The organism is Aquimarina sp. TRL1 (genome assembly GCF_013365535.1).
GTDB lineage: Bacteria > Bacteroidota > Bacteroidia > Flavobacteriales > Flavobacteriaceae > Aquimarina > Aquimarina hainanensis.
In genome coordinates this window covers 480,109-501,984 of sequence record NZ_CP053590.1, presented here as the reverse complement: position 1 = coordinate 501,984, position 21,876 = coordinate 480,109, and the positions used below count along the sequence as shown (strand labels likewise).

Annotated in this window: 18 protein-coding genes; 13 read left to right on the top strand and 5 right to left on the bottom strand. The window is 34.6% G+C overall.

Annotated features, from left to right (window positions below; all coding sequences use genetic code 11):
• Nucleotides 1-110 precede the first annotated feature (110 nt).
• From HN014_RS01905 to HN014_RS01875, 7 genes are all read left to right on the top strand, one after another.
• Nucleotides 111-1,397 carry a citrate synthase gene (locus HN014_RS01905; protein WP_176027220.1) on the top strand — a complete coding sequence of 429 codons (1,287 nt, stop codon included), beginning with the start codon at nt 111-113 and terminating at the stop codon, nt 1,395-1,397.
• Between the two features lie 154 nt (nt 1,398-1,551).
• Nucleotides 1,552-2,514, top strand: coding sequence for an arginase (locus tag HN014_RS01900; protein ID WP_254884075.1), 963 nt, complete (start codon nt 1,552-1,554; stop codon nt 2,512-2,514).
• A 7-nt stretch (nt 2,515-2,521) separates the two neighbouring features.
• A complete protein-coding gene (gene ctlX, locus HN014_RS01895; RefSeq protein WP_176027219.1) occupies nt 2,522-3,460 on the top strand; it encodes a citrulline utilization hydrolase CtlX in 939 nt (312 codons plus the stop codon).
• Nucleotides 3,461-3,473: 13 nt separating this feature from the next.
• Nucleotides 3,474-3,890, top strand: a complete 417-nt coding sequence (locus tag HN014_RS01890) for an Rrf2 family transcriptional regulator (protein WP_176027218.1) — start codon at nt 3,474-3,476, stop codon at nt 3,888-3,890.
• A gap of 274 nt (nt 3,891-4,164) precedes the next feature.
• Complete coding sequence (gene argS, locus HN014_RS01885) at nt 4,165-5,943, top strand: arginine--tRNA ligase (protein ID WP_176031014.1); 1,779 nt, start codon at nt 4,165-4,167, stop codon at nt 5,941-5,943.
• A gap of 241 nt (nt 5,944-6,184) precedes the next feature.
• On the top strand, nt 6,185-7,513 hold the full coding sequence (ffh, locus tag HN014_RS01880) for a signal recognition particle protein (RefSeq protein WP_176027217.1): 1,329 nt from the start codon (nt 6,185-6,187) through the stop codon (nt 7,511-7,513).
• Between the two features lie 40 nt (nt 7,514-7,553).
• Nucleotides 7,554-8,447 (top strand): bifunctional 5,10-methylenetetrahydrofolate dehydrogenase/5,10-methenyltetrahydrofolate cyclohydrolase, encoded by an 894-nt coding sequence (locus HN014_RS01875; RefSeq protein ID WP_176027216.1) that lies wholly within the window; start codon nt 7,554-7,556, stop codon nt 8,445-8,447.
• Nucleotides 8,448-8,834: 387 nt separating this feature from the next.
• On the opposite strand, the gene HN014_RS01870 is transcribed toward HN014_RS01875, so the two are convergent.
• The 3 genes from HN014_RS01870 to rho form a co-directional block, all read right to left on the bottom strand.
• Nucleotides 8,835-9,992: an SH3 domain-containing protein gene (locus HN014_RS01870; protein ID WP_176027215.1), complete on the bottom strand. Its 1,158-nt coding sequence runs from the start codon at nt 9,990-9,992 to the stop codon at nt 8,835-8,837.
• A gap of 431 nt (nt 9,993-10,423) precedes the next feature.
• Nucleotides 10,424-11,086 carry a peptide-methionine (S)-S-oxide reductase MsrA gene (msrA, locus tag HN014_RS01865; protein WP_176027214.1) on the bottom strand — a complete coding sequence of 221 codons (663 nt, stop codon included), beginning with the start codon at nt 11,084-11,086 and terminating at the stop codon, nt 10,424-10,426.
• Nucleotides 11,087-11,209: 123 nt separating this feature from the next.
• Nucleotides 11,210-12,910 (bottom strand): transcription termination factor Rho, encoded by a 1,701-nt coding sequence (gene rho / locus HN014_RS01860; protein ID WP_176027213.1) that lies wholly within the window; start codon nt 12,908-12,910, stop codon nt 11,210-11,212.
• 215 nt (nt 12,911-13,125) lie between these two features.
• Between rho and HN014_RS01855 the strand changes: the two genes are divergently transcribed.
• Entirely contained in the window at nt 13,126-13,536 is a 411-nt protein-coding gene (locus HN014_RS01855) for a DUF4293 domain-containing protein (protein WP_176027212.1), read from the top strand.
• 68 nt (nt 13,537-13,604) lie between these two features.
• On the opposite strand, the gene HN014_RS01850 is transcribed toward HN014_RS01855, so the two are convergent.
• A complete protein-coding gene (locus tag HN014_RS01850) occupies nt 13,605-14,099 on the bottom strand; it encodes a metallophosphoesterase (protein ID WP_176027211.1) in 495 nt (164 codons plus the stop codon).
• 116 nt (nt 14,100-14,215) lie between these two features.
• Here HN014_RS01850 and truA point away from each other — a divergent pair, with 116 nt between their 5' ends.
• From truA to HN014_RS01825, 5 genes are all read left to right on the top strand, one after another.
• The gene (gene truA, locus HN014_RS01845) at nt 14,216-14,977 is read left to right on the top strand and encodes a tRNA pseudouridine(38-40) synthase TruA (RefSeq protein ID WP_176027210.1); all 762 of its coding nucleotides are present in this window, start codon (nt 14,216-14,218) and stop codon (nt 14,975-14,977) included.
• A complete protein-coding gene (locus HN014_RS01840) occupies nt 14,958-16,721 on the top strand; it encodes an ABC transporter ATP-binding protein (protein WP_176027209.1) in 1,764 nt (587 codons plus the stop codon). Before truA ends, HN014_RS01840 begins: the two co-directional genes overlap by 20 nt.
• Nucleotides 16,722-16,835: 114 nt before the next feature.
• Nucleotides 16,836-19,142: a TonB-dependent receptor gene (locus HN014_RS01835; RefSeq protein ID WP_176027208.1), complete on the top strand. Its 2,307-nt coding sequence runs from the start codon at nt 16,836-16,838 to the stop codon at nt 19,140-19,142.
• Nucleotides 19,143-19,168: 26 nt separating this feature from the next.
• Nucleotides 19,169-20,179, top strand: coding sequence for a sensor histidine kinase (locus HN014_RS01830; RefSeq protein ID WP_176027207.1), 1,011 nt, complete (start codon nt 19,169-19,171; stop codon nt 20,177-20,179).
• 73 nt (nt 20,180-20,252) lie between these two features.
• Nucleotides 20,253-20,930: a LytTR family DNA-binding domain-containing protein gene (locus HN014_RS01825; RefSeq protein WP_176027206.1), complete on the top strand. Its 678-nt coding sequence runs from the start codon at nt 20,253-20,255 to the stop codon at nt 20,928-20,930.
• A 95-nt stretch (nt 20,931-21,025) separates the two neighbouring features.
• On the opposite strand, the gene HN014_RS01820 is transcribed toward HN014_RS01825, so the two are convergent.
• Nucleotides 21,026-21,802, bottom strand: a complete 777-nt coding sequence (locus HN014_RS01820) for a diadenylate cyclase (RefSeq protein WP_176027205.1) — start codon at nt 21,800-21,802, stop codon at nt 21,026-21,028.
• Nucleotides 21,803-21,876 lie beyond the last annotated feature (74 nt).

Sequence of the window (21,876 nt, the reverse complement as noted above, 5' to 3'; positions counted from 1 at the left end):
ACTTAAAAAAAAGAGTTTTTTGCGCAAAAATCATGATCGTATTAAGTAAAAATTAAGACTATATTTTGTAAATTAGCAACACTTTTTAATAGAAAATTCTGAATAATCATATGTCAAAAAAAGCAACGTTAGAAATAGATGGTAATAGGTATGAATTCCCTATTATAGAAGGAACTGAGAACGAATTAGGAATCGATATAAAAGTACTTCGGGGAGCTACCGGAGGAGTTACCACTATTGATCCAGGATATAAAAATACTGGAAGTTGTGAAAGCGCGATTACTTTCTTAGATGGAGAGAAAGGTATTTTGAGATATAGAGGGTATTCTATAGAAGAATTAGCAGAAAAAGCAGACTTCTTAGAGGTAGCGTATCTTCTTATATTTGGAGAGTTGCCAACCAAAGAACAACTAGAGAAATTCGATAAAGATATCAAAGAAGAGTCTCATGTAGATGAAGATATGAAGAAGATACTGGATGGTTTCCCTAAAAGTGCGCACCCAATGGGAGTGCTTTCTTCTTTGACAAGTGCGCTGATAGCCTTCAATCCGGGATCTGTAGATGTAGATTCAGAAGAAGCAATGTATAACGCTATTGTTAAGATCATGGGGAAATTCCCTGTTTTGGCAGCATGGACTATGAGGAAGAGAAAAAGTCTTCCGTTAGATTATGGAGATAATTCATTAGGGTATGTAGAGAATTTATGCAAAATGATGTTCTCTAGACCTAATAAAGCATACGAAGCAAATAGCATAGTAAATGATGCACTGGACAAATTACTTATTTTACATGCTGATCATGAACAAAACTGTTCTACTTCCACTGTACGAATTGTAGGATCATCGCATGCAGGTTTGTTTGCTTCTTTATCAGCAGGAATCTCAGCTTTATGGGGGCCTTTGCATGGAGGAGCTAATCAGGCGGTAATCGAAATGTTGGAGGCAATCAAAGCAGATGGTGGAGATACGGCAAAGTATATCGCTAAAGCAAAAGATAAAGAAGATCCATTCCGATTGATGGGATTCGGACACAGAGTGTATAAAAACTTTGATCCAAGAGCAAAAATTATTAAAAAATCTGCAGAAGAAGTTTTAGGAGATTTAGGAATTGAAGATCCGGTATTAGATATAGCTAAAGGCTTGGCTTCAGTAGCGCTGGAAGATGAATACTTCGTGAAAAGAAAACTGTACCCTAATGTAGATTTCTACTCAGGAATTATATACAGAGCATTAGGAATTCCTACAGAAATGTTTACTGTGATGTTTGCATTGGGTAGATTACCAGGATGGATAGCACAATGGAGAGAAATGCGATTACGCAAAGAGCCAATCGGAAGACCGAGACAAATATATGTAGGAGAGAACTATAGAGAGTTTGTCGATCTGGAAAAAAGATAAGATTTTAAAAATCATATAGAGAAAAGCCTTACCTATGTAATATAGAAGTAAGGCTTTTCTTTTTTTTATATGTTTTTGAAATTTGTGAAATTCGTATAAAGATTGTTTTAAATCTTGAGTATTTTTGAAAACTATTAATAATTGGTAGAAAATAATGAAAGAAATCAAGTTAATTAAAAATAGATCAGATATAGGAGCAGGTACAAGAGGGTCTGATTTAGGGATTGATGCAATTGAGATTGCCGCAATTAATAAAAACGATGATTATTTTAATCTGTATGCATACGAAAATGTAGAAACAGAAAATGAAACAATTTATAATAAGGTGAATAACTCATTCGCAAAGCGAATAGGAAGTGTTGTTAATGTATGTACGCGATTGAGTAATAGTGTGGAAAATAGTCTAAAAAATAATACATACCCTGTAGTATTATCAGGAGATCATTCATCTGCTTTAGGTACCATTAGTGGTATAAAAGCAGCTCATCCCGAAAAAACAATCGGAGTTGTATGGGTAGATGCGCATGCAGACGTTCATTCTCCTTACACCTCTCCTTCGGGAAACATTCATGGAATGCCATTAGCAGCTGCACTTGCAGATGATAACCTGGATTTCAAGATTAATGATGTGTCAGAAGAAACCGTTGGCTTGTGGGATAAAATGAAAAATATTGGAATCGAAGGGCAGAAGGTAAAACATGAGCATGTTGTGTATTTTGGCGTAAGAGATACAGAAGAACCGGAAGAGGGGTTAATTGCAAAAAATGAAATTAAAAACTATTCTGTTGCAGAAATGCGATACCGGGGGTTTGAACAATGCGTGAAGGAAGCAATTGAGCGATTAGATGCCTGTGATGTCGTTTATGTGTCGTTTGATGTGGATAGTATGGATTGTGATTTGATATCCAAAGGAACTGGAACACCGGTTTCCAAGGGGTTTGATATAGAAGAAGCTATTTATATTATTCAGCAATTTATAGAAACGAAGAAAGTAGTTTGTTTTGAAGTAGTAGAAGTGAATCCTACGCTGGATAATAAAGGAAACAGAATGGCAGAAGCAGCCTTTGATGTGTTGAAAGCTGCAACAGCAACCATTACCGAAAAAATGTTGAGTTAAGATAAAGATGTTGGAAAAGCAAGTAACTAATACTATTGTGATGATCCGCCCTGTTCAATTCAGGATGAATGAGCAAACGGCGGTTAATAATTATTATCAGGAAGACGGTGGCATATTGGCAGCAACTGCTAATAGCAAAGCACAGCAAGAATTTGATGCTTTTGTTGAAGCATTAAAGAAAGTTGGAGTTCATGTGATTGTTGTGAATGATGATCCCGCTCATGATACACCAGATGCTGTATTCCCTAATAACTGGGTCTCATTTCATGAGAATGGAGATATTGGCTTATACCCGATGTTTGCTGAGAATAGACGAAAAGAAAGACGTCAAGAGGTGTTGGAAGCCGTCGAAGATGCTGGTTTTGAAATCAAGAATGTGATTGATTATACGTTGGCAGAAGAAGAAAATATCTTTTTAGAAGGAACCGGAAGTCTGATTTTAGACAGAAAACACAGAAAGGCGTATTGTGCATTATCTCCTAGAGCAGATGAAGAATTGTTTATTGAATTCTGTGAAGATTTTGAATATACTCCAGTTATTTTTACAGCATATCAGACTGTAGCAGGAGAAAGGCTGCCTATTTATCATACGAATGTGATGATGGGAGTAGGAGAAACATTGGCAATTGTCTGTTTGGACAGTATCGATGATAAAAAAGAACGAAAGAATGTTTTGAAACATTTGAAAGAAGACGGAAAAGAAGTTATCGCAATTACGGAAGCGCAGGTACATCAATTTGCAGGAAATATGCTTCAAGTGGTTGGAGAAGAGGATAAAAGGTATTTGGTGATGTCCTCTTCTGCATATAATAGTCTGACAAAAGAACAGATTTTTAAAATAGAAAAGCATTGCTTAATTTTACATAGTGACCTAACTACTATAGAAACATTAGGAGGGGGAAGTGCAAGGTGCATGATGGCAGAAGTTTTTCTGCCAAAGAAGTAATTGAATTGATTGTATGCTTTCTAAAAAAACAAAATATGGCTTAAAGGCATTGACCTATATAGCCAGAAAGAAGTCTGATAAACCAGTCTTGATCTCTGAGATAGCCAAAAATGAAAATATATCTCAAAAATTTTTAGAGAGTATCCTGCTGACACTGCGTAAAAATGGAATTTTAGGTTCTAAAAAAGGTAAGGGTGGAGGATATTATTTGCTAAAAAAAGCAGAAGATATCACAATGGCTTCCATTATTAGAGTGTTGGAAGGTCCCATAGCGATGTTGCCCTGTGTAAGTCTTAATTTTTATGAAAAATGCGATGATTGTCCGGATGAAGATGCCTGTACAGTTCATGGACTTATGATCGAAGTTAGAGATAATACTCTTCGGGTGTTAGAAAATAAAGTTCTTTCTGATTTTGTAGATCAGGAATAATGTAATAATATAACTAAGCAAAAAGCGATATGTAAATCAACATATCGCTTTTTTTATGGAGTTCTGTTATGAAGTATGGAAATGATGAGCAAAGGTTAAAAGTACGTCGGAAATCTATTATCTTTGCAGCTTCATTATAAGGCAAGATTGATTTTGTGGAAATCGTAGTATTCTATGCGGATGAAAAGGGAACTTTTGTATGAGTTTAGAAAGAAAAGATGCCATAAATCGGTTGCCAAAAGATAAAATCTTTAATGTCAGAAAGGCTTATAAAATGACTTTACAACAAACGATTTCAAAACACGTACAAGCAGCAGTGCTAGAGCTTTATAAAGCTACTTTAGAGACTGTTGAATTTCAAGCAACCCGAAAAGAATTTGAAGGAGATATTACAGTAGTAGTATTTCCAATGTTAAGGGTTGTAAAAGGTAATCCTGTTCAGATAGGAGAAGCTATAGGAGAGTATCTTGTTCGCACGGTGGAAGAAATCAGTGCTTTTAATGTTGTAAAAGGATTTTTGAACCTGGTAGTGTCAGATGCATATTATCTCAGCCTTATTGCTGATATAGAAAAAGAAACCAATTATGGATATGTAGAACCGACTCCTGGAGATAAGGCGGTTATGGTGGAATATTCCTCCCCGAATACAAATAAGCCATTGCACTTAGGGCATATACGAAATAACTTATTAGGGTATAGTGTTGCTGAGATTATTAAGGCGAGTGGTAAAAAAGTGTATAAAACTCAAATCATTAATGATAGAGGAATCCATATTTGCAAATCGATGATCGCCTGGAAGCAATTTGCTAATGGGGAAACCCCAGAAACTTCGGGATTAAAAGGGGATAAATTGGTAGGAAACTACTATGTGAAATTTGATCAGGAGTATAAAAAACAAATAGCTGAATTAGTCGAATCAGGAAAAACAGAAGAAGAGGCTAAAAAAGAGGCTCCTATTTTCCTGGAAGCGCAGGAAATGCTTAGAAAATGGGAGGCAGGAGATGAAGAAGTAGTTGCTTTGTGGAAAACAATGAATCAATGGGTTTATGATGGATTTGAAACAACATACACGGCGTTAGGGGTTGATTTTGATAGCTATTATTATGAGAGTAATACCTATTTGTTAGGAAAAGATAATATAGAAGAAGGGCTCTCTAAAGGCGTATTTTTTAAGAAAGAAGATGGGTCTGTATGGTGTGATTTGACAGATGAAGGCTTGGATGAAAAATTGGTGCTAAGAAGCGATGGAACAGCTGTATATATGACGCAGGATATAGGAACGGCGATCCAAAGGGTAAAAGATAATACCGATGTTGGAGGAATGATTTACACGGTAGGGAATGAGCAAGATTATCATTTCAAAGTGTTGTTTTTAATTCTTAGAAAGCTAGGGTATGATTGGGCTTCAAACTTACATCACCTAAGCTATGGAATGGTTGATCTGCCTAGTGGGAAGATGAAAAGTAGAGAAGGGACTGTGGTAGATGCCGATGATTTGATAAAAGAAATGGCAACCACTGCCGGAGAAATATCAAAAGAGCTAGGGAAATTAGATGGTTATAGTGAAGAAGAGAAAAGAGAAGTGTACAATACTATAGGTCTTGGCGCATTAAAGTATTATATCTTAAAAGTAGATCCGAGAAAGCGAATTCTTTTTAATCCCGAAGAGTCTGTAGACTTTCAGGGGAATACAGGACCTTTTATACAATATACATATGCCAGAATACAAGCAATTCTTAGGAAAGCAGATTTTGATTGGAAAGGATCAGAAACAGCAGTGATTCTTCATCCAAAAGAGAGAGAGGTTATCAAGCAATTGGAGCAATTTCCAGAAGTAATTCAGAATGCTGCTAAGGAAATGAGTCCGGCATTGGTGGCGAATTATGCATATGATTTGGTAAAAAGTTATAACTCATTTTTTCAGAATGTGTCCATTTTTGGGGCGACCACTGAAGAAGAGAAAAAATTTAGAGTAAAACTCTCAAATTTAGTAGGAGAAACGATTAAGTCTTCTTTTGCTTTGCTGGGAATTAATGTTCCTTCCAGGATGTAAGACTCAGCATCGTAATGCTAATAAAAAAAAGTCACTTGTGTTTTATACAGGTGGCTTTTTTGTTTTTGAGAAAAATAGCTTGATAAATTCTAGAAAACAGAAATAAAATACCTGGTTTTTTATAGAAGTTTAAAAAACAAGATAATAATGAAACCCTCTTTATAAATACACTTCAAATCCTTAAATTTGCATTTTTCTACTCTGCTGCTAATAGTAGAGATCCAAAACATTAAGAAAGCATATGTTTGATAATTTAAGTGATAAGTTAGATAAGGCGTTACATATTCTTAAAGGCCACGGTCAGATTACAGAAATTAACGTAGCAGAAACATTAAAAGAAGTTCGTAGAGCATTAGTTGATGCGGATGTTAACTATAAAATAGCAAAAGATTTTACTTCTAAAGTAAAAGAAAAAGCCTTGGGGCAAGATGTATTAAAAAGCCTGAAGCCCGGGCAATTAATGGTGAAACTAGTCAAAGATGAGCTGACAGCTTTGATGGGAGGTGATGCTGCAGGAGTTAATTTATCAGGGAAGCCATCTGTAATTTTGATGTCCGGATTGCAAGGATCAGGAAAAACGACTTTTTCAGGAAAACTTGCTAATTATCTTAAAACGAAGAAAACAAAGAAGGTTTTATTAGTAGCATGTGATATTTACCGACCAGCGGCAATTGATCAGTTACATGTAGTAGGAGAACAGATAGATGTAGAGGTATTTAGTGATAGAGGGAATACGGATGCTGTTGCTATTGCAAAAGCAGGGGTAGCTCACGCTGAAGAGAATGGATTTAATGTAGTGATTATTGATACAGCAGGGCGATTAGCGATTGATGAAGAAATGATGACAGAGATCGCTAATATCCATAAAGCAATCACACCACATGAGACTTTGTTTGTAGTGGATTCTATGACAGGACAAGATGCAGTGAATACAGCAAAAGCTTTCAACGATGTTCTTAATTTTGATGGAGTAATCCTTACAAAACTAGATGGGGATACCCGGGGAGGAGCGGCTATTTCTATTAAATCGGTCGTTAACAAGCCTATTAAATTTATAGGTACAGGAGAAAAGATGGAAGCTATTGATGTGTTCTATCCTTCTCGTATGGCAGATCGTATTCTAGGAATGGGAGATGTTGTGTCTCTTGTAGAAAGAGCACAGGAGCAATTTGATGAAGAGGAAGCTAGAAAACTTCAGAAAAAGATTGCTAAAAATCAATTCGGGTTTGATGACTTTCTTAAACAAATCCAACAGGTAAAAAAGATGGGGAATATGAAGGATCTGATTGGAATGATCCCTGGAGCAGGAAAAATGATGAAGAATGTGGATATTGATGATGATGCTTTTAAGCATATTGAAGCAATTATTCATTCTATGACACCGGGAGAGCGAGCAAAACCTCAAATAATAAATGCAAGTAGAAAGAAAAGAATAGGAAAAGGTTCTGGAACATCAATTCAGCAGGTAAATCAATTGTTGAAACAATTTGACCAGATGAGTAAGATGATGAAAATGATGCAAGGAGGCGGAGGCAAACGTATGATGCAGATGATGAATAAAATGAAATAATAAGATTCAACACATAATTTTTTTAGAATAAAGTAGGTTTATGGAAATCCTGGATGGAAAAAAAGTCAGTAATGACATCAAAGACGAAATTGCAGCTGAAGTAAAGAAAATAAAAAAAAGAGGAGAAAAAGTGCCTCATTTAGCAGCTGTTATAGTTGGTAATGACGGGGCAAGTCTTACATATGTCGGGAGTAAAGTACGGGCATGTGAGCGCGTGGGGTTTGAATCTACTTTGGTGAAAATGCCTAGTACAACTAGTGAAATAGAATTGCTGTCTAAGATTGCCGAATTGAATGAAGATGATAATATTGATGGATTTATTGTTCAATTGCCATTACCGCCACAGATTAATACTCAAAAAGTACTTTTAGCTATAGATCCTGATAAAGATGTGGATGGTTTTCACCCAACGAATTTTGGTAAAATGGCATTGGATATGTCTAGTTTTATTCCAGCAACTCCTTTTGGGATATTAGAGCTTTTGGAGCGTTATGAAGTTGATACAAAAGGAAAACATACTGTAGTGATAGGGAGAAGTCATATTGTAGGGCGTCCTATGAGTATTTTGATGGGGAGAAGAGGGTGGCCTGGAAACTCCACAGTGACTTTAACGCATAGTCATACCAAAAACATTACTCAGATTATATCTCAGGCAGATATTGTTATTTCGGCCTTAGGAGTGCCTAATTTCTTAAAAGCGGAAATGGTGAAAGATGATGCAGTAGTGATTGATGTTGGAATTACAAGAGTGCCTGATGAATCTACAGAAAAAGGATATAGAATTGTGGGAGATGTTGATTATGAAAATGTGAGTAAGAAAGTATCTCATATTACACCTGTACCAGGAGGAGTAGGACCAATGACTATTGCGATGCTGTTAAAAAATACATTATTGGCTAGGGAGAGACATGAGGCAAATGGTAAAAAGAAATAAATTGTAGTCTATAAAGTAGATAGTTCTTTACAGGATAGTTAACGATATTAAAACCTCTGATATGAATATCATATCAGAGGTTTTTTAATACGAAATATTTGTTTAGAGTGTATAGAGTAGTACTGATTTTGTGCGTATAAGAGTATTTTGAATAAAAAATATCTCTCTTTGATAAGAGGAACTTTCTGAAAACTTTATTGTTTTGTAGAAAAGCTAAACATTGTTTGGGTTTGGTATTATTAGGTGAAAGAAGAGAATGTTTTATAGGAAAGGTTGTTCGTGAATAGAGGAAGGGGGAAGAAAATTGTGTTAAATAAAAAGAGCACTGCAAAGCAGTGCTCTTTTTATTATGTTATGAAATCTATGTTTTTTATTGAGAGGAGACTCTTAAAAGTCGTTAAAACTATCAGGAGTAATGTTGTCATCTCCTTTACCATCTCCATATCCTAGAGTTCCATTAGATAATAGATCTAAAGATAGTGTGTAAGAAGGAACATTGATCCCTTTGTCAGTTTTAATAGGGTTAAAGTTTAAGATGTCTTCACCTTTTTCATAAAGAGCATTTTGAGTAAATTGTCCATATGGCTTTCCTCCTTTAACAGTTTCCATCCACTCTTTACCATAAGCAATTTTTACATAGTACTCTCCTTCAGGGATGTTTCTTATGTACTGAGTAGAGCTGTTTTTGATATATGTAACACGGATACATTTGTCATCTTTTTCAGTTTTACCCATTTTGTATAACTTGATAACTACATCTGTGTTTTTACCTACATTTATTTTTAGATAGTTATCTAATTTGTAGTTAAAAGAAGGCTTGAATTTCTCAAATGATTTAGGAGTTGCTCCAGATTTATATGTTTTCTTCTTCCATCCTACAAACTTATTTTCTTTGCTTACTGCTATAGGGGCAGATGTAGCTCTGTTTCTGTTAGATCCGTAAGAAGGAGTAGTAGACTCAATAGGAGTAGAAGCTACATCGCTATTAAGTGCTCTTTGATTTGCTTTTTCAACAGCTCTTCTTGTTTCTTCAGCTTCTGCTCTGGCTCTTTCGGCAGCAGTCATTTTATTTCTTTTTGCAGCTTCAGCATCAGCGATAGCTAAGGCAGCATTTGCTTCTGCAGCTCTTTTTAAGCGCTCAGCATCTGCAATAGCTCTTCTAGCAGCTTCTTCAGCAGCCTTTTTTGCAGCTTCTGCATCTGCAATTGCTTTTGCTACAGCAGCTTGAGCAGCTCTCTTTTTAGCTTCAGCTTCCTTGGCAGCTCTTTCTGCTTCTGCAATACGGCTGTCTTCTGTAAGTAATTTCGTTAAGACAAATCCGTTAATATTTTTGTGTTGTACAGTACTCCAGTCTCCATATTCAGAGCTGATTACATATACTTGTGTTCCTTGAGGAACTTCTGCAATTATGTTATAGTTACGACCAGGTCCACTATGAACTTGTAATTTTGCTGCAGACATTAGATATCGTTCAGACATCTGTGCATTAGTTACGGTAGGAAAAGTTATCACCGCGAGTAAGATAAATGTAAAAAATGATTTCATAACTTCTGTATTTACGGGTTTCAAAAATTCAATAAAATACTTAGTAGATTGGGCTTTTCTGAGTATTTATTTTCTATCTATTCTTAATTTTAGTTCTAAATTTTAATTTTTAACACTTATAACCGTCAAAATATAACTTGTTGATTATAAGGTGTTTGCGATAAAGAATTCAAGTAAAACTTTAACTTTTTAAGTCAAAGTTCTGAAAAGAAATCTATTAACACACTAACAAATGTATCAAATAAATATTAAAAAGCCAAAGAAGTTGCACTTTATTTTAGTTAAAACTTATTTTTTGTAAGTCTATTTTTGTGTTTTTTGACGATGTTTTGTTGTATTACATCGGATTTTTAACAGAAAATATTGCAAGGTTGTCGGTTCTGTTTCATGTTTTTGAACTTTTTGCAAAACGTAAAATTTCAGCTTTTTTTTTAATGTCTTTTCTTTACTAAATCAGGAAATTTATTTTGTAATTTCTTTAATCTTGGGACAGAAACATTCAGTATATATCTATTGTAAGGATGCTTTTTTTCGTAATCTTGGTGATAGTCTTCAGCGATCCAAAATTTTTGAAAAGGAAGGATTTCTGCAGCTATTTTACGATTTATTTTTTTTGATAATGCTGTTTTCTTTTGGTGTATAATATCTTTTTGTTCTTTGTTTTGGTAAAAAATAATTGATCTGTATTGAGAGCCGTGATCGGGACCTTGTCCGTTTACTTGTGTTGGGTTTTGTGTGGCAAAATAAATATCAATTAATTTTTCAAAAGAAATGATTTTAGGGTTGTATATGACTTCGACAGCTTCGGCGTGCCCCGTACGTCCTGTGTTGCTTGATTCGTAAGTAGGGTTTTTTGTGTGTCCTCCAGAGTAGCCTGAAATGGCTTCTTTAACGCCTTTAGTATTTTCATAGATTGCTTCTACACACCAGAAACAACCACTTGCGAAATAGGCTCTTTTAAAGCCGTCTTTACTGATAACTTCTTTTGGTTGAATTTCTTTTTGGGGAGCTGGAGGAGTTTTGTCTTGGCTGTTTCCTTTGCAGCTTACTATTAATATAGTATATACATATATAAGGTATAACTGAAATTTCATGATATGTTTTTTTAGAGTTTGTTAATCTTAGTCTTGTTTGTTGCTGAAAACTTTCTTTTAAAGAAATAAAAAAAAGCGATCACCGAAAAGATGATCGCTTTAAAATATTGTTATTTAGACTTTTTAACCATTCATTGATATGAGGAATTCGTCATTATTTCTGGTTTGTTTGAAACGATCGTTAATGAACTCCATAGCTTCTACAGGGTTCATGTCTGCTAAGTACTTTCTCATGATCCACATTCTTTGAATAGTGGTGTCGTCAAGTAGAATATCATCTCTTCTTGTGCTACTAGAGATAAGATCAATAGCCGGGAATATTCTTCTGTTAGCAATGCGTCTATCTAATTGAAGTTCCATGTTACCGGTACCTTTGAATTCTTCAAAGATAACTTCGTCCATTTTAGATCCTGTTTCTGTTAGTGCTGTGGCAATAATCGAAAGAGATCCTCCTCCTTCTATATTACGAGCGGCACCAAAGAACCTTTTTGGTTTGTGTAGAGCATTGGCGTCAACCCCACCACTTAATATTTTACCACTTGGTGGTTGTACGGTGTTGTATGCTCTGGCTAATCGTGTGATAGAGTCTAATAGAATAACCACATCATGACCACACTCTACTAATCGTTTTGCTTTTTCTAATACAATGTTTGCTACTTTTACGTGTTCAATAGCTTCTTTGTCAAATGTAGAGGCGATCACTTCTCCTTTTACATTTCGCTGCATATCTGTAACTTCTTCTGGTCTTTCATCTATCAGAAGAATCATTTGGTATACTTCTGGGTGATTTGCAGCAATTGCATTGGCTACGTCTTTAAGAAGCATTGTTTTACCAGTTTTTGGTTGAGATACAATCATTCCTCTTTGACCTTTTCCAATAGGGGCAAAAAGATCCATGATTCTGGTGGAAATTGTGCTTTGTTTTTCTGCAATATTAAATTTTTCCTGAGGAAAAAGTGGAGTTAGATGCTCGAAAGAAACACGGTCTCTTACTACCTGAGGATCTAGTCCGTTTATTTTGTTTACTTTAATTAAAGGAAAGTATTTTTCACCTTCTTTGGGAGGGCGTACTTGTCCTAATACAGTGTCTCCTGTTTTTAGACCGAAAAGTCGAATCTGAGATTGTGATACGTAGATGTCATCAGGAGAAGAAAGGTAATTGTAATCACTTGATCTTAAAAAACCATATCCATCTTGCATGATGTCTAAAACACCTTCACTGGTTATGATTGCATCAAATTCGAAATCAGGTTCTTTGTATCTGTTCCTGTTGTCGTGATTTCCGTTTTCTTTCTTGTTGTTGTGGTTGTTGTTCCTGTTCTTATTTTGCTGCTTATCGCCATTATTGTTATTATTTTTTGGGCGATTGTTGTCTTTTTTCTCCTCTTTATTGTGAGAGGGTGTATTTTTTTTCTCCTCTTTATTTGTTGGAGTTCTTTTGGTTTCCTTGGAAGAAGTAGGTTTTTTATTGTCCTTTTTAACAGGAGCTTTTTCTTCTTTGTTTTGAACAGGGGCTGTTTCTGTGTTTTTTTGAGAAACAGGTTTGTTGGTTTTATTGACAGCTGTGTCCTCGGTCTTTTTTGTTCGTGTTCTTCTTGGTCTAGCAGGTTTTTCAGTAGGCTTAGCTTCTGCTTTAGAAGAGGATTCTTCTTTTTTAGGAAGGGTAGCAGATTTTATTTTTTCTGGGTTTGCTGCTTGATGGTCAAGTATTTGATAAACTAAGTCTAGTTTTTTCAATGTGCGAAATTTGGGGACATTGAGGTTTTTTGCAATTTCCTGCAAATCAGGAAGCTTTTTTGCTTTTAATTCAGAAATTTCTAACATTATAAACTTATAAAAATAGTTACGCTTTTTTTTTGGTAATGAATTTTAAACTTTCTAAAGAAGAATTTACGGGAAAATTTTATTTAGAAGATAAATGACCTTGTTCTAAGGTGTTACGATTTGTGGTGCAATTATACGACTTTATTTTTAATAATTTAAACATATTTATAAAAAGAAACTCTTATTTTTGCATTTTACGTAATTACATTATATTAATGATTCAAAGAGTTCAAAGTGTTTATTTACTGTTTGTTGCGATTTTGTCAGCAGGGGTGAGTAATTTTTTATCATATGGATTTGGAGTAGAAGGACAAGAGTTACATGTGATTCAAAGCCCTTTCCTTCTCGGAATTTATAGTGTAATAGCGTTGATAGCGGTAATTGCTATCTTTATGTTTAAAAATAGAAAGCTTCAATTTGTTTTGGGGCGTATCAATATCTTATTAAACTTTATTTTACTAGGACTATTCGTTTATTGGTCTCTAAATGTATCTGGAGAAACTGTAGTTTCTGAGAAAGGTATTGGGATGCTTATTCCTATCATTTCTATCGTTTTATTAGTGATAGCGAATAAAGCTATCAAAAAGGATGAGCATCTTGTAAAATCTGTAGATCGATTACGATGAACCTAAAATCTTAGTAGTATTAGTGCGTTAAAAAACTCGAAGTATGCCAACTTCGAGTTTTTTTTATATTATTTTTTTCCAAGTTCAATAACTTCTAGGTTTTCAATTTTGCCTTTATCTAATGTGAAGCGTAGCATTGTTCTCATTTTATGAAATCCGTGTTTACCGGCTGCTCCTGGATTCATGTGTAAGGTTCCTATTTTATTGTCAGGAATTACTTTTAATATGTGGGAATGACCACATATAAATAAGTGAGGAGGGTTTTGGCGAATTTTGTCCCGTGTCATCTTGTTGTATTTAGGAGGATATCCTCCAATATGAGTAATCCATACAGATACGCCTTCACAGTTGAAATGCTGATCTAAAGGAAATGTTCGTCTGATTGTATCGTCATCTATATTTCCATATACAGCTCTGAGGGGAGTAATAGCTTCTATTGCGTCAGTAACCTTGAGGTCGCCAATGTCTCCGGCATGCCATACTTCATCAGCCTCTTTTGCATAATGGAGAATTCGATCGTCTATATAACTATGTGTGTCACTTAAGAGTAATATTTTTTTCACAGCGGTTTGATATGAATATATGTTATTTCTGTTTGAGAAGCTGATTGAAAAAAATCTTTGACTCAATTAGAAAAAGTATATTTGTGCTTGTTTTATCGCAAAAATACTATAATGCTTTGAGATATTTTATAGAGTTATCTTATAAAGGGACAAATTATCATGGATGGCAACGTCAGCCCAATGCCATATCGGTACAGGAAGTTTTAGAGACAGCACTTTCTACTTTACTCAGGACTCATATAGAGATTGTAGGAGCAGGTAGAACGGATGCAGGAGTTCATGCCCGAAAAATAATGGCACACTTTGATGTAATAACTTCAATAGATGAAGAGTTACTTACCTATAAGTTGAATTCGTTGTTGCCTGTTGATATTGCGATACATAGTGTGGATAGAGTTACTGATGATGCGCATGCGAGATTTGATGCTCTGAGCAGGTCTTATGAGTATTTTGTAAATGTAAGGAAAGACCCTTTTGGAACAGGTACAAGTTATTATGTGAAAAAGGAACTGGATTTAGATAAGATGAACAGGGCTGCCAAAATGTTGTTAAACTATACCAACTTTAAATGTTTTAGTAAGTCTAAAACAGATGTAAAAACGTATAATTGTACTATAACAAATGCAGAATGGAAGACGAAAGGAGATCGTATGGTTTTTATGATTAGTGCGAATCGGTTTCTGAGGAATATGGTTAGAGCAATTGTGGGAACACTGATTGAAATAGGTGAAGGGAAACTGGAACTATGTGATTTGGAAGTTATAATTGAAAGTGAAAACAGAAGTAATGCGGGTTATTCTGTACCGGCTCAGGGACTGTTTCTTACTGAAGTTAAGTATCCTCAAAATATTTATTTGAATGGCGAAAAAAACGGGTAAAGCGTTTGATATTAAATTGTTTAGAAGGCTGATTGGTTACACAGACCCATATAAAATTACATTTTATTTTGTAGGGGTAGCAGCGATATTACTTTCTGTATTTGCGGTTTTGAGACCTAATTTTCTGCAAAAGGCAATTGATATGGCGATCATCCCTAAGGATAGGGAGTTACTTGTTTATTATATAACGATCATCTTGGGAGTTTTACTGCTAGAGGTGTTATTTCAGTTGTTGTTTATCTATTTTGCTAATTGGTTAGGGCAAGTGGTAGTGAGAGATATCCGGGTACGGCTGTTCGATCATATGTTGCGTTTTAAGAAACAATATTATGATACCTCTTCAGTAGGTAGGCTGGTTACAAGAGCAGTTAGTGATATAGAAACAATTGCCAGTATCTTTAGTGAAGGACTTTTTGTAATTATTAGTGACCTTCTGAAGATGTTGGTGATTATTGGTTTTATGCTTTCCAAAAGTTGGAAGCTTACTTTATTGGTTTTTGTAGTATTGCCATTGGTCTTGTATGCTACTCGGGTTTTTCAGAAAAAGATGAAGGCTGCTTTCGAAGAAGTAAGAACACAGGTTTCTAATCTCAATTCTTTTGTGCAGGAGCGAATTTCAGGAATGAAGATCGTACAACTTTTTGTGAGAGAAAAGACGGAGTATAGAAGATTTAAAGAGATTAATGATAAACATAAAAAAGCATGGATTAAAACCGTTTGGTATAACTCTATCTTTTTTCCTATTGCAGAAATGGCAAGTTCAATTACTATAGGATTAATTGTATGGTTCGGAGGGTTAAAAGCAGCCTATGGAGAAGAACTGACGCTTGGAGTAGTCGTGGCATTTATAGAACTCTCTCAAATGCTTTTCAGACCATTAAGGCAAATAGCTGATAAGTTTAATACCTTACAGATGGGAATGGTGGCAGCGGAAAGAGTGTTCGGGGTATTAGATACAAATGCAGTGATAGAGGATTCAGGAACAGGAGTATTGAAAACGGTAAAAGGCAATATTGAATTTTCTAATGTTCGGTTTAGCTATGTAGCGAATGAAGAAGTACTAAAAGGAATTTCATTTGATGTTAAGGCAGGTGAAACTGTAGCGATTGTAGGAGCAACAGGTGCCGGTAAATCAACCATTATCAATTTGTTGAATAGATTCTATGAAATAGATAGCGGGGTTATTTCTATCGATCAGGTTGATATAAAAACACTGGAACTAAAGAAAATAAGAAAATACATAGGTGTTGTACTTCAGGATGTGTTTCTGTTTGCAGATACGGTGATGAATAATATAACACTAGATAATCCAGATATAACAAAAGAACAAGTCTATAAGGCAGCTAAAGAAATAGGTATTCATGCGTTTATAGAAAGCCTTCCCGGAGGATATGATTATAATGTCAAAGAAAGAGGAGCAATGCTTTCTTCCGGACAACGACAATTAATTTCTTTTTTGAGAGCTTATGTAGCGAATCCATCTATTCTCATATTAGATGAAGCGACCTCTTCTGTGGACTCCTATAGTGAGCAGTTAATACAAGAAGCAACAGATAAAATAACTAAAGGAAGAACTTCTATTGTAATTGCACATCGACTAGCTACAATAAAAAATGCTGATACAATCATCGTTATGGATCAGGGTGAAATCGTAGAACAAGGAAATCATTCAGAGTTACTGCGTTTGGAGAAGGGGTACTACCGAAACCTATACGAAGTTCAATTTGCGACATCAGAACTTTAGTGTAATAAGTGTAAAAAAGCGTTCACAGACAATATTGTTACTTTCACAGATATAATTAATCATAGCTGTATGTATGGCATATTTTCGTGTCAAAAACGTAAAGGATTATAAGTTATGATACGGTTATTATTGTTGATTATGTCGATTTTGTGGAGTCAATTTGTTTGTTCTCAAAGTATTTCTGGTGTTGTTAAGGATAGTGAAACACAGGCTCCAATTCCTTATGCTACTGTTGTGTTAAAAAAAGAAACAGGAGCGTTCTTAAAAGGAGGAATTACTGATGACGATGGAAATTATTTTTTAGAAATTGAAGCGGGAAGATATATGCTCGAAATAGAGTTTATGGGCTATCAAAAATTTTCTTTGAATGTAGAGGTAAAAGGAGCATTAAAGAAAGATATTACCCTGTTAGCAGAAGTATCGTCCTTAGATGAAGTGGTGGTAGTAGGAGAAAAAACAACAGTGACGCAACTGATAGATAAAAAAGTTATCAATGTAGGGAAAGATATATTGGCAGCAGGAGGTAGTGCCTCTCAGGTTTTGGAACAATTATCGGATATCAGTACAGATCAGAATGGTAATATTTCATTAAGAGGGAGTCAGAATGTAAATGTGCTAGTTAATGGGAAACCTTCTCCGTTGAGTGTTAATGAATTGTTACGGCAGATACCTGCTAATGAAATAAATAAAGTAGAGGTGATTACTTCTCCATCGGCTAAATATAGAGCAAATGGGCTAACAGGAATTATCAATATCATTACGAATAAGAAAGTTCAAAAAGGAGTAAATTTCAATGCTGATATCGGAGGAAATACACTAGGCGGTTATAATGCGGGAGTGTCATTAGGGTATGGAAAGGAAAAAGTGAATTATAAAGTAGGAGGTTCATACAGAAAATTGCTTTTTGAAGGTGATGGACTGCAGGAGAGAATAGGAGAAAATCCTTTTGAACAAAAAAATCATTTTGATTTTAATGGAGATGTTTTCCGGTTTAATACAGGACTTGATTGGTTTCCGAATAAAAATAATGAGTTTTCTTTAGGGGTAGATTTTACAGATAATTCTCATGATATCAATACTAATTTTATAGAAGAAAGAGGAGAAGAAGTTACGTCTCAACGAACTCTGAATCCTCATATTCATAAAACATTGAATTACGGATTCAATTATAGACATTTCTTTAATAATCAAGAACATTTTTTCGAAATTGATGCAAAACTTTCTGATAATAAAAATGACTTGAGGAATACGATTGTTCCAGAAGGAATAATTGCAGATAATCAGATAATAAATAATGTGTTCATATCGAATGTTTCCGGAGATTATAATGTACCGATTAACGATGAATTAAAGTTGGAGGCAGGATACTTGTGGGAGTTTCAGCGACTGGATAGTAAAAGTGATGAAGAGAATGAATTAGGAGTATTAGAAAATGTAAATCAATTAATAAACGATCAGGAAACACATGCAGCTTATGTAATTTTAACAACGAAATTGTATAATGTTGATATTCAGGGAGGTTTGCGGGCAGAAGATTATAAGAATACTGGAGATTTTGTATTGCAAAACACCCGAATAAAAAACAATTTTTTTAATGTATTTCCTTCTCTTCATCTGAGTTATACATATAATGATTACCACACGATTGCTTTTGGGTATAACAAGAGAACATCCAGACCGGGTCTAAGACAATTAAACCCACTTACAACCCAGGGGAATCAGTATGCAGTTTTTGTAGGGAACCCTGATTTGGAACCTGAATTTTCTGATAATATGGAATTGTCATATCAGTTTAAAAAAGGGATTATAGAAGTCTATCCATCAGTGTATTTTAGACTAAAGAAAAACTTCATACAGACCATTCGTTTTCTAAACGAAGAGGGAGTGACTGTTACAACTGTGGATAATATTGGAAAAACTGAAGGGTATGGAGGGAGTCTAAGCATGAGACTTAATCCAACCAAATGGCTGGATAATGATTTGAGCTTTAATTATAATAGAGAAGAGAGCCGCAATGATGCAACGGTAGCAGAAGAATTCTTTAATGATTATAGAGAGAATTATAATATTACATTTAGAAATCAGATAAAGTTGTCAAAAAAACTTAGGGCAAATGCTACGTGGAATTATCAAGGAGAGAGTAAAGGGTTCTATTCGACGTCCAGACAGGTGAATTATGTAAGTGCAGGGGTGAGGTATAAGATGTTAGATGGGCGAATGAATCTGAATGTCACCTTAGATGATGTATTTAATCAACGTCGTTATAGGAACAGAAGTTTTGGCTCGGGGTTTTATGAAAATTCTAATTATAAACCCTTATCCAGAATAGTGTCATTTTCTTGTACCTATAATTTCAGAAGTGGTGATATAAAAAAGAGAAATAAAAAACAAAAGCAGTATGAAAGTGGGGTAATGGATTAAAGATGTAAATTTATGACATGGATTTTATGAAGTACAAAAATATCAGGGAATTAGAGATTATATTTCATATAGCATTCTGGGTGATTTATTTTTTCTATCCAGTGATGGAGAAAGGTTGGGAGGATCACTATCATTTTGATGTAGAAAAAGAAGGAATTGAGCTTTTATTTATTAGTTCGAGTGTGTACCTGGCTTATTTTATATTTAAAAAAGTTTCTAATAGGACTTTTGTTATTCTTGTGTGGGTGATTTTAATGTTGTTAATGGTGTATGTTAGTTGTTATTGGAGTGTTATCTCATGTATGTATTGTCATATAAGGATTTGCTTTTTTAGCAGACTGGCAGAATACCTGTTTGTAAATATATTCTTTTTAGCATTTTGGGGATTTAAGAAAAATATTATGAATCAAAGAGCTTTAGAGAAAAGCGAAAGAAATCGGATCAATGCGGAACTTAATGGCTTAAAAGCACAGGTGAATCCTCACTTTCTTTTCAATACATTGAATATGTTGTATTCTAACGCCTTACTAAAAGATGAAGGGTTGCCGGATAAAATCTTAAAGTTGTCAGACAATCTACATTATATGTTGCATGAAGGAGGTAAGAACAGAGTGGAATTAAGTAAAGAGATTACTTTTATAGAAGACTATATCTCTTTGCAAAAAGCAAGACTAGCAGATAAAATAGAAATTAATTTTAAGAGTACTACGGATGATCTTTCACAAAAGATCCCTCCATTACTTCTCATTCCGTTTATAGAGAATGCATTTAAATATTCAAGTGTAGCAAAAGGTAAAAAAATTCCGTTGATCATAGATATTAAACTTAAAGAAAAGAAATTGCATCTCTATGTAGAAAATCAATATGATTCAAAATATTCTGATAATCAGGAGACGATCTGGAAAAGCAGTGGTATTGGGCTGACTAATACAAAGAAACGATTAACCTTATTATATCCTGAAGCTCATGAATTGATAATAGCAACAGAGAATAATATTTTTAAGGTAACGCTAACTGTAGATTTAATGAATAAGTAATAAGATTAAGATTGTATAAAAAGCAGTTTTTTTGACGTATTTGAGATACGTATTGCTATAACAGTGTGAACATATGAAATGTATTATAATAGAAGATGAATTGCCAGCACAGCAGTTGCTTACTAATTTTATAGAGAGGACTTCGTATGTAGAATGTATCGGGGTGTACGAATCAGCAACAGATCTTCCGTTGTCAGTAATGAAGGAAGCTGATTTTTTATTTTTAGATATGCAGTTGCCAGAAATCAATGGACTTGACTTTCTAAAAAGTCTGGATGAAAAACCCAGAGTGATTATTACGACAGCATATCGGGATTATGCCATAGATGCTTTTGAAGAAGCGGTAGAAGATTATTTGCTAAAACCTTTTTCGTATAGTCGTTTTCTAAAAGCAGTGCACAGAATACAAAAAGCAATTGCGCCAGAAGAACGATCTCAGGAAAACCCGGAGATTTTTGTGTATGCAGATAAAACATTTCATAAAATACGAAAAACAGATATCGATTATATAAAGGCCGAAGTAGATTATGTATCTATTGTGGGAGATGGAATAAAGATATTGATTCAGGATAGTATGAATAACTGGGAAGAAAAGTTAAAGCCTGATGGTTTTGTCCGGGTACATCGATCTTATATTGTGAATTTTAACAAAATAGAAAAAGTGGAAGGAAATAGAATCTTAATTAAAGATCATGCGATATCTATCGGAAAAACCTATATCTCTGAATTTTTCAAACGGATCAAAGAATAAACCCCAGTTTATTGAAGATTAAAAGAAAATAAAACAGGCTACTATTGACCAAATTCGTTCGGAAATGAGTTTGAGGAAACTTATATAATAGAGATTTATGAAAGATCCTGTTTTATTTTTTTTGATAATTCTGACATGTCTTTAAATGCTACAAAATTTCCATTTTTAATATAAGAAATTCGTCCGGTTTCCTCACTGACTACCAATGCCAGTGCATCTGTTTTTTCAGACACCCCAATGGCAGCCCGATGTCTGAGACCAAAACGAAGAGGGATGTCTCGTTCATTTGTAACAGGCAAAATAACTCGTGTGGCAACTATTTTATTATCTTCAATGATCATAGCACCATCGTGTAGAGTGCTGTTTTTATAAAATATACTTTCTATAATTGGAGTGTTTACCTGTATATCCATTGCATCACCAGAGCTTTTTACAAAATCAAGAGAAGTGTTTCTTTTGAGGATAATTAACGCCCCGGTATAGGAAACTCCCATATTATTACAGGCTTTAATAATTGAAGCAACATCGGTATCGATTTCCTCAGAGCTGTCCCGTACAAACTTTAGTTGTTTTAAAAACTTTCGCCTTCTACCGAAATTTGTAGAACCGATCATCAAAAGGAATTTCCGGATCTCTTGCTGAAATACAACAATCAGAGCAAACATTCCTACACCAATGAACTCTCCTAGTACACTACTTAACATTTCCATATCGAGGAACTGCGTTAATTTCCATACCAGATAAATAATAACAATCCCTATAAAAATATTGATCGCAGCAGTTCCCTTTACGAGTTTGTATACGTAGTAGAGCAGAAATGCAACTAGTACAATGTCTAAAACATCTAAAAATCTAAGGTTTATTAAATCCAAAGCACCCCTTTTTTTGTAAAAATAGAAAAATTAGGGAACTTAGATTTCAAAAACTTCTAATAAAAGACGATGTT

What these genes read in the sequence shown, in the direction of transcription:
- ctlX (WP_176027219.1), top strand. Translation starts at nt 2,522, where the DNA reads ATGTTGGAAAAGCAAGTAACTAATACTATTGTGATGATCCGCCCTGTT.
- HN014_RS01840 (WP_176027209.1), top strand. Translation starts at nt 14,958, where the DNA reads ATGGCGAAAAAAACGGGTAAAGCGTTTGATATTAAATTGTTTAGAAGG.
- HN014_RS01825 (WP_176027206.1), top strand. Translation starts at nt 20,253, where the DNA reads ATGAAATGTATTATAATAGAAGATGAATTGCCAGCACAGCAGTTGCTT.
- HN014_RS01875 (WP_176027216.1), top strand. Translation starts at nt 7,554, where the DNA reads ATGGAAATCCTGGATGGAAAAAAAGTCAGTAATGACATCAAAGACGAA.
- HN014_RS01835 (WP_176027208.1), top strand. Translation starts at nt 16,836, where the DNA reads ATGATACGGTTATTATTGTTGATTATGTCGATTTTGTGGAGTCAATTT.
- rho (WP_176027213.1), bottom strand. Translation starts at nt 12,910, where the DNA reads ATGTTAGAAATTTCTGAATTAAAAGCAAAAAAGCTTCCTGATTTGCAG.
- HN014_RS01870 (WP_176027215.1), bottom strand. Translation starts at nt 9,992, where the DNA reads ATGAAATCATTTTTTACATTTATCTTACTCGCGGTGATAACTTTTCCT.
- ffh (WP_176027217.1), top strand. Translation starts at nt 6,185, where the DNA reads ATGTTTGATAATTTAAGTGATAAGTTAGATAAGGCGTTACATATTCTT.
- HN014_RS01855 (WP_176027212.1), top strand. Translation starts at nt 13,126, where the DNA reads ATGATTCAAAGAGTTCAAAGTGTTTATTTACTGTTTGTTGCGATTTTG.
- HN014_RS01900 (WP_254884075.1), top strand. Translation starts at nt 1,552, where the DNA reads ATGAAAGAAATCAAGTTAATTAAAAATAGATCAGATATAGGAGCAGGT.
- msrA (WP_176027214.1), bottom strand. Translation starts at nt 11,086, where the DNA reads ATGAAATTTCAGTTATACCTTATATATGTATATACTATATTAATAGTA.
- argS (WP_176031014.1), top strand. Translation starts at nt 4,165, where the DNA reads ATGACTTTACAACAAACGATTTCAAAACACGTACAAGCAGCAGTGCTA.
- HN014_RS01890 (WP_176027218.1), top strand. Translation starts at nt 3,474, where the DNA reads ATGCTTTCTAAAAAAACAAAATATGGCTTAAAGGCATTGACCTATATA.
- HN014_RS01905 (WP_176027220.1), top strand. Translation starts at nt 111, where the DNA reads ATGTCAAAAAAAGCAACGTTAGAAATAGATGGTAATAGGTATGAATTC.
- HN014_RS01830 (WP_176027207.1), top strand. Translation starts at nt 19,169, where the DNA reads ATGAAGTACAAAAATATCAGGGAATTAGAGATTATATTTCATATAGCA.